This is a genomic window from Trichocoleus sp. DQ-U1, from assembly GCF_039961925.1.
GTDB lineage: Bacteria > Cyanobacteriota > Cyanobacteriia > Cyanobacteriales > FACHB-T130 > FACHB-T130.
In genome coordinates this window covers 1-12,107 of the sequence record NZ_JAMPKB010000049.1, presented here as the reverse complement: position 1 = coordinate 12,107, position 12,107 = coordinate 1, and the positions used below count along the sequence as shown (strand labels likewise).

Below are 12,107 nucleotides of genomic sequence, written 5' to 3'. Positions count from 1 at the left end.
GAGTAGTATGGATACATTATTAAGCATTGCAATTGGCATTGGTTTGAGTGCGGCTTGTGGTTTTCGGATCTTTGTCCCGCCGCTAGTGATGAGCATGGCAGCACTGTTTGGACATCTGCCACTGGCACCGAATTTTGAGTGGATGGGAACTTATCCAGCGTTGCTGACATTTGCTATAGCGACTTGTGTTGAAATTGCCGCTTATTACATTCCGTGGATAGATAATTTGCTGGATATCGTTTCTACACCAACTGCGATCGCAGTCGGCACATTCTTGACTGCTGCCATCTTTCCCCACGACGATCCTTTAGTTCAGTGGACAATCGCCGTGATTGCGGGTGGAGGTTCGGCGGGTATCGTGCAAGCCTTGACGGGTATGGTTCGCTTTTCTTCAACCGCACTCACCGGAGGATTCGGTAATGGGGTGGTTTCCACTCTGGAAGCAGGGGGTGCGATTATTTTATCCATCCTGGCGATTTGGTTGCCAGTGGTGACTGTCGCCTTGGTAGTCAGTGCTGGGATCTGGCTTTGGCGGAAAGGATATCTCAGGCTACCCAATCCCAGAGAGTCTTGAGCGGTGCAAAGGACATAATAATACCCCCTTCCCGGACCGGGAAGGGGGTTAAATTTTCTGTATAAAGTTTAGATAGGGCGGAAAATAACAGTTGGACAAGCGGTTAGCGCGGTAGCCTTTCTTAACCATGACTTGGAATCATCAAGTAAACACCAATGCCTAACTCAGTTCCAACTGTAATGTATTGTAGTACAAATTGAGCGAATTGACAACTCAGTGCTTTCTTATCCTGTCAAGCGTTGACTTGATTAAATTGCTGAAGCAAACAACGAAGCATACACCAGTTGTCCAGACTCTTCGACCAACTGACCCGCAAAGTTTTTCCCTTTACAAGTATGCAGCCGCAGACTCAAGAAGCGTTCTTCTTCTTTGAGCTGAAATCTTTCAGCGGGTGTTTGACTTAGCCAATTGCTGACTTGTAACTGTTTTTCCTGACGGCTTTTGTGCAACTGCTGGCGTAGTTCTTGCAGATTGCTGGCTGCAAAAGGAAGCACGGGTTTGTCGCTTGCTTTTGCGTGCTTTTGGGCATACATTGCTGCCACACCATAGCAGAAGCAAACCAGAGGCATCCACACTTCCCGGAAGTAAGCCGCCGTGGGAGCAATTTCCACGCCAACTAACTGATTCCGAATCAAGAACAACGCCCCGGTTTGCTGGGGAAGCAATTCAAATCGGCTTTGATATTGCGTCAGAAAGGTGCGTTTTTTACTGAGAATTTGCTCTAAGTGACCGCGTTGAGGTAAATCAAATCGCTGATTTAGACGCTCAATTTCTTTCCAGAGTTTGCTGTAGTCTTCCTGACCCCGGAGTTTCAATGCTTGAAAGCGCAGTTGCAGGGGGAGAATGAAGAACCATTGTTCTCGACCTTCCAAATAACCGCCTTGACCGGATTGCACGCAGCAGGCATCTTTAAACATGAGTTTCTGTCCCGCAGCAATAAATGCTGAGCGACACAAAGCATGATTTTGGGCTTGGTCTTGGATATAACCCATGTGCAAGGGAACGATTGCCACGCCCGTTGATGGATTATGGAGTTCTACATTTCCATAGCCGTGAACTCGACTGAGTTTCAACCCAGACAGGGGACTGGTAAATTGACCCGGACAATCTGGGCTGAAGATAGGGACTACAGTCATGGCTCCAGACTGTTGAGGAATTCCAAAATGATAAGGAGAGAGATCGACTTTGTCGGGAATTAATAACTCTAATGGCTGGTAGTCCATGTGGCTAACTCCTTTTCTTGGAATGTGAGTTTTTGGCGTAGGAATTCCTGCAAGGAAACTTCGGTTTGCTTTGCACCCGCAATCGCAAATAGCGAATTTAGTAAGTCTTCAAAATCGTCTTGATGCCAGAATTCTCTTTGGAGGAGATTAGGCGCAGGTCGTCTCAATTCCAAGTCATCCAGCGCCGTAAACTTGCTATGACAGAAGATAATTGGGGTATGAATACCCAATTGCGGCAAGGTAGCGACGACTCTTTCCAAGTCTCCCGGATACATATTTTCATAACCATCAGAGACAATGGCGACTAAATCGGGTGAGTCTTCTAAAGCATCCAGTAAAGCACCTGCCAAGTCGGTGTAACCTTCTGGCATGGGTAATTCGCCAACTCCCCCAAGGGTATGGACTTTGAGGTTCGCGCAGCATTTTTCGAGTACCAATTTCAGGGCGACTGACTGCGCTAGAGAACAGTATTCGCGATCGCCATAACTTCTTGTCGAAGCAGACGCATCCAATACCAATGCCACTTGACCTGAAAATTTCGGCAGGTTTACCGCAGCTTGTTCGACATAATGCTGCAAAGCTGACATTAATTCCGGCGATTTTCCACCCCGATACAAATGCACCAAGGTTGCGGAAATATCACCGCGATTGGTTGCCGTTACGGTCTTGGGACGCTCTGTTTGTACCTCAAATTGACAATATTGTTGATGAACGAGAGTATATTTAACTTCGGCTTCCGCAGGCATTAAACCTGTTCCCAGAGGAGAATGATACAGAAAAGGTAGAATTGCTTTCACCGATTCTGGATTATGGGCATAACGCAACAGATAGCGACGCAAATCCCTTTTATCAACAGTTGCATCCGACAGCTTTTTCACAGAACCCCTCGCCACATTCTTCCCCAGCGCGTGTTCAATCGCATCCACAACCGCAGGACGGCGGCGCAAAGCCATATCCTCAAATTGGGGATGATTGAGGATGTACTGGAGAATCGCCCTCGCGGTATGTTTGTGATTCGCTCGTACCCGTCGCAGTGCTAAAAAGACGGTCAAAACTTGGTCGGGGTGCAAAATTGCCAACAAGAAATTAATGACGCGATCGCTTGTTTGACGTGCTTCTTTCGACATCCCCACACGAGAGCGTTGCAGCAACTGAAACAAAATCCGCAGGCGCTGCCCCGTTGTAACATGAGTGATGAGAGCTAAAAGCGCATACAATTCTGGATTTTGTTCGTAAGCTTCCCGATGCAGAGATTCATCGCTCCAGCGTGGGGGTTGCCCGTTATAACGTAGGAGAAATGGCTCATTACAAGAGCGCAGATGCACAATAATATTCAAGATGGCTGGTTGAGTTGCATCCATAATTTGACTCCTTGCATTACAAAGCTGGAGCGTATCCCCGCAGATGTTTAGGAACGCTCTGATTACTTTGATGAATTCTCCAGTGGCTTCAAGAACTCGACCACTTGTTTAAACGTACTACAAATATACTACAACAAATTGAGTTGCCACAAGAGGGCAACCAGCGATCGCAAGCATCTCACTTGTGAAAATTTGCAAAGACCTACAACTATCCCCCCGCAGGCAGGGGAAAGGTAAAGAAAAACTTTTTTTCATGGGGAAGTAGAATTTCAGGATTTCGCTTCCCCGTACCCCCTCTATTCCCTCGCAAGTGGAGGAAGACAAGGAATAAATTTTATTTACGAGAGTTGAGGTGGGGTTCTGAACTACGGTGTATTAATTTCTCAATATGGCTAAAGCAGATTTTAATTTTTACGCAGAATTGAATGATTTCTTGCCACGGAAAAAGAGGGGCGTAACCATTACTCATGTTTTTGAGGAACGAGCCTCAATTAAGGACACGATCGAATCTTTTGGCGTCCCTCGTCCGGAAGTGGATTATATCGAAGTCAACGGCAAACCCGTCGATTTTTCCTATATTGTGACGGATAGCGATCGCATCCATGTTTATCCAATTTCTGCGGCGACTGAAAAGACATCTAGCGTCTCTCTCGTTCGTCCTCAACCGCTAAAATTTCCTCGTTTCGTTCTCGATATTCATTTAGGGAAACTAGCAACATCTTTACGAATGTTGGGTTTTGATACCCTGTATCGAAATGACTATGACGATCTAGAGTTAGCCCAAATTTCGGCATCTGAAGAACGAATTCTCTTGACTCGCGATAAGGGTCTATTGATGCGTAGTTTGGTAACACATGGATATTATGTCAGAGAAACTAATCCAGAGCGACAGGTGGGCGAGATAATGGGACGCTTTGCTCTAATTGAATTCGTCAAACCATTGCAACGATGTTTGCGTTGCAATGGTTTATTAGAACCTGTGGATAAGGAATCGATTCTTGACCAAGTGCCACCCAATATCCAACAATCTATTGATGAATTTAGCCGCTGTCGTGAATGCGATCGTGTTTATTGGAAAGGCACGCATTATGAACAAATGCAGAAAATTATCCAAGGAATAATTTTCTCGAAGCTAGTTGAATCGAATGGGGTATAAAAGCTGGCTTTTTGCGATTCGCATTGATTATCTTAAGGCAAATCTTAACAATTTATTTCATTCTTTAAATAATTGTTTCTTGGGTATTTGCGCCTAAAAATATATTTTAAACATACATTATTCTAGACTGCTATACAACAATTAAACTTTTGTATGTGTTAAAATCAATAAACATAATAACTGTTTGATAAATGAGTTGCACTGACTATTTTTTTCGCCTGATCTCCCGCCGAGATTACAGTGCTTACGAACTTTTAAAGAAAGGACAATTAAAGGGGTTTGAGCCAAACGAAATCTCCGAGGCTATCAATTATTTGCAAGAGAGAGACTATCAATCCGACACGCGCTTAGTCGCCAACTTGATTGCCTATTCTCAAGGCAAATATGGGAAATCTATGGTAAGGCGCAAATGTATGGAAAAAGGGATTTCCTCCGAGGTATTCGAGCAAGTTTGGAACGAACAAATCGAAGCAGAGGGAAGTGAGGAAACAGACGATCTGGATGGTTTAAAAACAAAGATCATGCGAAAGTATAAAATTGATAATTTTCAAATTATCGACCAAAAAACCAAAGCCAAGCTATTAAATTACTTGCAATATAGAGGTTTTAATGCTTTTGAAGTTTTGAAGCAATGGCAGAGACAACAAGTAGAAAATGAGTAACGGAGCGGTTTGGTAATTTGGTATTGCTAGATTATCTTAAAAACTTTTAATTTGCATTTTTTTATCACCTTTAGTTTGTATCTACTATGAAAGATATTGTCACCTTGTTTTTTGGATTGGGTATGGTGTTTAACGCCAGCTTATTTATTCCACAAGCCTTAAGGATTGTTCAAACTAAGAGTTCTAAAAATTTGTCTTTAATTACTTTTCTCGGTTTTAATTTTATTCAGCTTAATGGGGTTCTCTATGGGTATTATCGAAACGATTTGGTTTTAATGTATGGAAACTTAATTAGTTTTATGAGTTGTGCAAGTGTAACAATTTTGGCAATTATATACCGAGGTAAGGGACCTAAGTAAAGAGTAGGGGCGTATAATTCTACACCCCTCCCTATATTCAGGTTCATTTATATTCAGCTATGGAAACAAGCAATATTTAGTAGAGACGCGATAACCCTTGTCTCTACATTTCGGTGTTAGTAGCTAGAGAATTTATCCCTTCGCAGGTATGGAAGACTTCGCTGCCAATATATAGGCAACAGCAAGGGGTGTTAATTTCTCTGTAACTGTGGTCATAATAGAGCGGTCTTCCGGCGTCCATACTCTAGGCTGACCAAAGATACAAGGTTGCAGAATTCCCCACAACAAATTATCTTTGCACAGGTGAGCGTGAACTAATGCTCGATGTCCAAATTCTTTTTGCTCGAAAGCTTTATTAACGACTTCCGGATTCGCTGTCTCTACATCTTCGACAAAGACAGAAGGTTGTGTATGCAGTGCCGCAGCAAAAAGCGGATCTTCTTTTGGCAAAGATTCTGGTTCTTTCTTCCAGTCAGCGTCAAGAATGTTGGGATATTCTTGAGTGCGACGCCAGCAGTAAGGAACTTTACCGATGGAGGTATGGGGATCGCGCAGGTAGAGAAAAACGCGATCGCACTGCAAGACTTCACCCAAAGCTGGCACTAAGGCAGAAAACACAGCATCGGGTGTACTGTCATGGCTCAAAATTTTATCGAGAACTGGCGGTATTTGGTTGGTCATCAGCTTATTTTCTCAGCCGTCTGTTCGTTTCACTACAAAACTAGCGATTTTCCAAGGCTGGATGCTAGCGATTTTCCCAGAAGCAAACATTTCCGGTGCATCGATGGGGCGTTCTAACAGATCCACCGGGTGCGCGATCGCTAAATCCAAGTCGCTATTCAACTGCATCTGTGCCTCTTCCCCGTGACACTCATAACAGCGCAAAATCCACTGCTGCAAGCTATCTTCTGACTGCTTCAACGCGATTAAAATCAGATTCTCAGCTTGCAAGTCTAACAATTGACCAACGGGGGGTAAGGACGAATTCTGTTCCCCTACCGATGGCAGCAACATCACTTGTAGCGGTAGATTTAGCTCATAGCCTCGGCGCACAGTATGCGCTGACTGCCAGCTACCTTGATGAGGATAGAGGGCATAGGTGAATTGATGCCAACCTCGGTCTGCATCTGGATCGGGCCAACTCGAACTTCGTAATAGGGTAAGGCGTAATTGTGAGGCTTGGGCGTCGTAACCGTATTTACAATCATTGAGCAAACTAACGCCATAGTCATTGTCAGCTAAATCTGCCCAGTGCAAGGCAGGAACTTCCCATTTGGCGGTTTCTGCGGGTGTTTGAGGCTGAGTAGAACGCCCGTTAGCGTCGCGTGTGCTTCGCACAATCGCGCCGCAGGGAATTTCGTAGGTGGCAGAATCCGCCGTCAAGGTAAGCGGAAAAGCGGCTTTTACAAGTACGTGGCGTTCTTGCCAGTCTACAGTCGTAATGATTTTCAGTAGCGGCGAATCTGCTTGCAGCACGTAATCTTGGCAAAATTTCGACTCGCCTAGCTGTCGCACAACGCGCAGACGGGTTTGTACTGTCCCCTGTTCTACCCATTCAATTGACTTTAGCTGGGTGGGAGGTAAGGGGTGTTGGGCATAGTTGGGGTCAATGTTCCAAGCATCCCAATATTGACCGCTATCTTGGAAGGCTTGGAGTTGATTTCCTCCGACTTGAGAGAGGATCTCTCGATGATTAATTTTGTCAAAAACACTGCTTAAATCGCCTGTTTGAGAATCAACGATTACCCGCAGTAAGTCATTTTCTAAAATGCAATTTTTTTCGCTAAATCTGATATTATCTCGATTAGGTGCATTAGAATCCGGAAAGCTAGTGCTATGCTGCCCGTGTTCTTGCCTTTTTGAGGGTAATTCCTCTTGAGGATATAGGTTTTGAGGACATAGCCAGAAGAGGCGATAACCCACTGATGGGATATTCTCAGCGAGAAATAACAGCGTCGTGCCTTCAGAAAGCTGGGATGGTAGTAGTTTCCCTTCTAAGTTGTAAACTTGCCAGTGATGTTTAGATGCCGGTAAGGGGACGGTAACGACTTCCGAGCGTTGCCAGTTCAGGGAGTTGAAGACGATAACTGGCAGGGCGTCTGGTTGCGGCGGCGGGGGAAGGGCAATAGAAGTTGCGATCGCGCTTAAGGCTTGCTGTACTATTTCCGAACCCACTTGTTCCACCTCTTGCCAAGCTTGATTCGCATCTACAAAGACTTGGGGAATGGAGGAACCGGGAAGAATATCGTGAAATTGATTAAATAGCACCTTTTTCCACGCAGATTCTAGCTCTTGCTGGGGATAAGGCGCACCGATGCTGATACTCGCTAAGGAAGCGAAAAGTTCTGCTTGGTACAGCAACCCTTCACTGCGACGTTCAAAGCGCTTTTGATCGGCGTGGGTGGTGTAGCAACCCCGATGGAATTCTAGATAGAGTTCATCGTCCCAAACCGGGAACGGTTTTGAGTTGGGATTCTGAGTGCTAATCTGCTGTAAATAGCTCTCAGATGTAGTGAATTCTAGACGAGGAAAGAAGGGGGATTTTTCCCAGCGCGCTTGCACTTCCAACATATCACGGGTAGGGCCACCGCCATGATCGCCCACACCTGGAAGCCAAAGACTCTCTTTTAAACTGGTTTGGGTTTCCCAAACACAGGCATAAGACGCCATTTTAATCGGGTCAATGCCTTCACCAATCGGAGCAGACATGAGGCTGAAGATTTGGGAACCATCAAGCGATCGCCACCAAAATGTTTCATAGGGAAACTTTGTGGTGTCGTTCCAGCGCAATTTTTGGGTGACAAAGTATTCAATCCCAGCAGATTTCAGAAATTGGGGCAGCGTGGCACAAAAGCCAAAACTATCTGGCAACCAAGCGACTGTACTCAATTGCCCAAATTTTTCTAAGACGTAACGCTGACCATAGAGCAACTGGCGGACAATCGATTCGCCATTAATAATATTTAGTTCCGGTTCCACCCACATTCCGCCGACAACTTCCCAGCGTCCAGCCGCAACTTGTTGTTGAATGGCGGCAAATAAATCCGGGCGATGTTGCTCAATCCAAGCATAAAGTGCGGGTGTAGAATGGCAGAAAGTCAGGTTGGGAAATTCTTGTAGGAGTTTGAGAACCGATTCAAAAGTGCGTTGAGCAGCTTCCCAGGTGTCGCTGACAGGCCATAGCCAAGCCAAGTCTAAGTGAGCATGACCGAGCAAACAGATTTTAGATTTTAGATTTTGGATTTTAGATTCTGTTGACCCTAGGGTGTCAAGCAGGTTTTGGCGGAGGGTGGAAAGCGATCGCTCAAACTTTTGTACATCAGGCAGTGCTGTCCAGTCAATCTCAGCTACAGCAGCTGCCAAGATATCCAGTTTTTCCGGTTCAAAGGTTTTTAAATACCGTTGCAAGACAGCTAACTCATCAGCGACAAAACCGGGTTCAATCCGAGCGTCGGTGGTAAATTCGTATATACAGCGCGATCGCACTAATGCTCCATCATCATGTCCGGGACTTACCAGGCGCAAGGCAACTGTAATCTCCTCACCCGGCGTCACCGCGGGACTCAGCAGTACCCTCGTTGAGCAATCGAATAAATCTCCCGCTTGCACTTTGACGCCATTGACAAAAATTTGCGCGTCTTCTGCCCACCACGTTAGCACCAGCCGCAACGCCAACCCCGATAAAGGATACAGGTGTAAATCTTGGGGAATAATCAATTTTTGACTAAGCCATAACACCTTTTGCCCCGCTTCCCAAGCAATATGTCCCCTCGCATTCAACTGGACAGATGACCAATCATTCCCTAAATCAGATTGGTGAACGGTATCTGCTGTCAAGTCTGCGGCACAGTAGCGCCAGCGAGTCTGAACGTTAACCTGAGTCATCGCGGAGAGTTTTTCAATCGCTTCGCTCAGGAGGCTGCATGAGGGCGTTACAAAAGGTGTCTTGGAATCGGTCATCTTTTCGATAAAATCAGGGCATCTACTATTTTTAGCAATTAGCAATTAACATTTAGCATTTCGCAAAATGTCCTCCCCTCCCAATGGTCGGTATAAAAGCAAATTATTTAATTTCCTCTCCCGAAAATCTCGCCGGTTGAAGGATGAGAGCGATCGCGCTGTGCGAAATCTGAAAGTCGCAGCGGTTTGGGGAGCGCAAATCCTCCTCTATCCGGTGTATCTGCTGGCTCAAACTTCCCAATTAGCGGGGCGTCAATTACAACAAGCGACGCAAGAAAAATTCCCACAATTACATTCTGGTAAAAAAGACCGAACAAAACGTCCTAACTCGCCGCCAACGCCGCCACCGACAGACGCGCCAATTCAGGAAGTGCTACGAGCGATCGCGGGTCAGGAAGAATCAGAATTCGCTTTAAATCCATCGGCAAATTCTGTTGCTACTTCTAGTAACAAAGCAGGAATTTTCAGTCAAGTTGCAGATGCGATTAATCGTGTCTCTACGACATATTTTGGATTCCAATTTTTCGATCGTAGCGCTGCGGGCGGATCGAGTCATTCAATCTCCCCAAATTTAACCCTTCCCCCGCTCAATCTCCCGGAAACTGTTGTCGTGCAAACGCTACAGCCCAAAGCGGCGGCGGGAACAAGTAGTGGAAAATCTTTGGCAGCGGCGTTACGCAATCAAATTGTCGTTCGGGGAGTTGCGACACAACTTGCTACCCGTTCCGTGGTACTCGTCACCACCGAGAATCAAATTTTAGATATTCTTACCCCTGAACAACAGCAAAAATTACAACAGCGAATTCGTTGGGAATTGGCAAACTACTGGCGTCAGTGGCGGTTAGCGCAGGCGTCGGCAAAAGGAATTGCAGCACAATTGCACCCTCCTGTCAATCAGCGCCATCTGTTACCACCCGTGCGTCTCTTCTGGGGAGTCATCGCCTGGGTGCAACAAGGGCCGGTTGCGATCGCTGCCAATCTCTTCCAAGAATCAACCCTGGTGCGGTGGCAAGATACCAGAGAAGAGGAAATTGGAACGCGATTGAGCGCCTCTAGAGAGGAAATCGGAAGTCTTCCACCCTTCGCAAACAAAGCCCTTCATCCTTCCTCCTCCTTACTGCTTCAGCCATTAATCTTCCTCGATCGGACGATGGTTGCAATCGAAGTCCGGCAAAAAGACTTTTTGGCAAAGCTGACACCCCATGCTGGGGAAATAGAGGCAAATGAGCGATCGCCTTTACAATCGCCTTTACAACGGATACAAGCTGTATTCAGCCAACCGATGCGACAACCGGCGTCTCCTGATGTTACAGATGCCCAAGCACACAATAATATCCAAGCACTAATTCAGGCAGCAATTGACTACTTTTTTGGCAGGCGCAACGGAAAATTACCTTGGGAATCTACCCCAGAAATCGATTCTGATTCCTACAGCCAAACGCATCAGATATCAGGTGGCGCTTCTGCCTCCTTATCATCTGCCCAAAGGAAGAATCCAGAATTAACCGCAACTGGTATTGCCGATCCCTGGCTGACCATGAATGATTTATTCGGGAAGCCAGATGCACCCACCCGCAAGCAGCCAACGCGAACCGCCCCTAATCGCCCTTTACCAAGGGTGGCAGGCAAAGAGCAACCGTCAGCTCATCTGCAAGGAAAGAAGACCCGGACTGCCCTCCCCGGAGCCAACCAGCCGGAAATGCCGGCTGAGAATTCTGTTTGGAGGTCGATTAAGCTTCGCCTGAGTTTCAAACAAACGATTTTGACGCCCCGCAAACCCACTGCGCCTGAGCCAATGGCGGCGCGTCCAACACCAGCTCCTTCTACACCTAAAAAATCCCGCAAAAAAGACGGCAAAATTACCAAAGTGCCTGCTTTCCAAACGCCAAGGGTGGAAGCCGAAGAGGCGCTTTCAAATCTATCGCCAGCGATCGCGCAAAACAATCGGACAAGCTTTGCGACCCATTCGCCCGACTGGATTGAGGCTGAGGTGACTCCAGCCGGTTACGTCAAACACCCCCTAGAGTATTTGCTGGAATGGCTGGATAAGGCGATGCTATGGCTGGAGAATTTCTTCGTGAAAGTGTGGCACTGGCTGAAGAAATTCTGAGGGCTATAGAGGCGGAATCTCACCGTTCCTGCTCTGTGCGTGCCCTTTTCCTACGGTCTAAATTGGTACGTTAGATGCTTCGCAATTTTCCGAAGCAAGTGCCAAATTATTTTGGATGGTCGCCCATTTGTCGGGACTCGCTTCGCGGGTATAGATTTCCGATGCTTGCCTGTAGCACGCGATCGCTCGTTCTAGATTATCAGCGCGATTGCCCCGTATCCGGTCGCGGTAAGCATTGCCGAGATTATTTTGCGTCATTGCCCAATCTTGGGGAAAAGCTTGGCGGGTATAAATTTGCAATGCCTGTTCGTAACACGCGATCGCTCGTTCCAGACGATCGGCGCGTACCGCCATATCTTTGTCAGCCAAATCGTCCTGTATCCGATTGCGGTAAGCATTGCCCAGATTATTTTGCGTCGTCGCCCACTCGTTGGGACTGGCTTCGCGGGTAAAAACTGTAACCACGATCTCGTAGCCGGTGATGGCAATTTCTAAGTTTTTCTCCTTGTCTCCTAGGGGAAATTGCGCCATCAGGTTGCTGAATCCGCCGATTGTCGCCCCAATAAATTTTGCTTCTTGGGGTTCAACTTGCGGCAGAATTATCATTGCCCAATCGTGCAGTATCTCAGCCAGTTTCTCATTCAGTTGATCGAGATTTGCTTGTAACAGCGGATACACTACTTTGCGATCGCCATTGCTATC

The 12,107-nt window shown here is 46.5% G+C and carries 9 protein-coding genes; 4 read left to right on the top strand and 5 right to left on the bottom strand.

Going from position 1 to position 12,107, the window contains the following annotated elements; translation table 11 throughout:
- Positions 1-7: 7 nt before the first annotated feature.
- On the top strand, positions 8-574 hold the full coding sequence (locus NDI34_RS18980; protein ID WP_348233490.1) for a DUF4126 domain-containing protein: 567 nt from the start codon (positions 8-10) through the stop codon (positions 572-574).
- A 248-nt stretch (positions 575-822) separates the two neighbouring features.
- Here NDI34_RS18980 and NDI34_RS18975 read toward each other — a convergent pair whose 3' ends face one another.
- Entirely contained in the window at positions 823-1,797 is a 975-nt protein-coding gene (locus NDI34_RS18975; RefSeq protein ID WP_190688330.1) for a DUF6569 family protein, read from the bottom strand.
- On the bottom strand, positions 1,779-3,158 hold the full coding sequence (locus NDI34_RS18970) for a VWA domain-containing protein (protein ID WP_348233489.1): 1,380 nt from the start codon (positions 3,156-3,158) through the stop codon (positions 1,779-1,781). Before NDI34_RS18970 ends, NDI34_RS18975 begins: the two co-directional genes overlap by 19 nt.
- Before the next feature lie 388 nt (positions 3,159-3,546).
- Here NDI34_RS18970 and NDI34_RS18965 point away from each other — a divergent pair, with 388 nt between their 5' ends.
- Both NDI34_RS18965 and NDI34_RS18960 read left to right on the top strand, forming a co-directional pair.
- Complete coding sequence (locus NDI34_RS18965) at positions 3,547-4,314, top strand: Mut7-C RNAse domain-containing protein (RefSeq protein WP_348233488.1); 768 nt, start codon at positions 3,547-3,549, stop codon at positions 4,312-4,314.
- A 191-nt stretch (positions 4,315-4,505) separates the two neighbouring features.
- A complete protein-coding gene (locus NDI34_RS18960) occupies positions 4,506-4,976 on the top strand; it encodes a regulatory protein RecX (RefSeq protein WP_348233487.1) in 471 nt (156 codons plus the stop codon).
- Between the two features lie 491 nt (positions 4,977-5,467).
- Here the strand turns inward: NDI34_RS18960 and NDI34_RS18955 are convergent, their stop codons facing one another.
- Together NDI34_RS18955 and NDI34_RS18950 are read right to left on the bottom strand one after the other, a co-directional pair.
- Positions 5,468-6,016: a GAF domain-containing protein gene (locus NDI34_RS18955; protein WP_348233486.1), complete on the bottom strand. Its 549-nt coding sequence runs from the start codon at positions 6,014-6,016 to the stop codon at positions 5,468-5,470.
- Positions 6,017-6,028: 12 nt separating this feature from the next.
- Positions 6,029-9,295, bottom strand: a complete 3,267-nt coding sequence (locus NDI34_RS18950; protein WP_348233485.1) for an alpha-mannosidase — start codon at positions 9,293-9,295, stop codon at positions 6,029-6,031.
- Positions 9,296-9,362: 67 nt separating this feature from the next.
- On the opposite strand from NDI34_RS18950, the gene NDI34_RS18945 reads away from it, so the two are divergent.
- Complete coding sequence (locus tag NDI34_RS18945; protein ID WP_348233484.1) at positions 9,363-11,405, top strand: hypothetical protein; 2,043 nt, start codon at positions 9,363-9,365, stop codon at positions 11,403-11,405.
- 57 nt (positions 11,406-11,462) lie between these two features.
- Here NDI34_RS18945 and NDI34_RS18940 read toward each other — a convergent pair.
- On the bottom strand, positions 11,463-12,107 hold a 645-nt coding region (locus tag NDI34_RS18940; protein ID WP_348233483.1), incomplete at its 5' end, for a tetratricopeptide repeat protein.

Excerpts from the sequence above, each read along its gene's own strand:
- NDI34_RS18980 (WP_348233490.1), top strand. The coding sequence starts at position 8 with ATGGATACATTATTAAGCATTGCAATTGGCATTGGTTTGAGTGCGGCT.
- NDI34_RS18975 (WP_190688330.1), bottom strand. The coding sequence starts at position 1,797 with ATGGACTACCAGCCATTAGAGTTATTAATTCCCGACAAAGTCGATCTC.
- NDI34_RS18970 (WP_348233489.1), bottom strand. The coding sequence starts at position 3,158 with ATGGATGCAACTCAACCAGCCATCTTGAATATTATTGTGCATCTGCGC.
- NDI34_RS18965 (WP_348233488.1), top strand. The coding sequence starts at position 3,547 with ATGGCTAAAGCAGATTTTAATTTTTACGCAGAATTGAATGATTTCTTG.
- NDI34_RS18960 (WP_348233487.1), top strand. The coding sequence starts at position 4,506 with ATGAGTTGCACTGACTATTTTTTTCGCCTGATCTCCCGCCGAGATTAC.
- NDI34_RS18955 (WP_348233486.1), bottom strand. The coding sequence starts at position 6,016 with ATGACCAACCAAATACCGCCAGTTCTCGATAAAATTTTGAGCCATGAC.
- NDI34_RS18950 (WP_348233485.1), bottom strand. The coding sequence starts at position 9,295 with ATGACCGATTCCAAGACACCTTTTGTAACGCCCTCATGCAGCCTCCTG.
- NDI34_RS18945 (WP_348233484.1), top strand. The coding sequence starts at position 9,363 with ATGTCCTCCCCTCCCAATGGTCGGTATAAAAGCAAATTATTTAATTTC.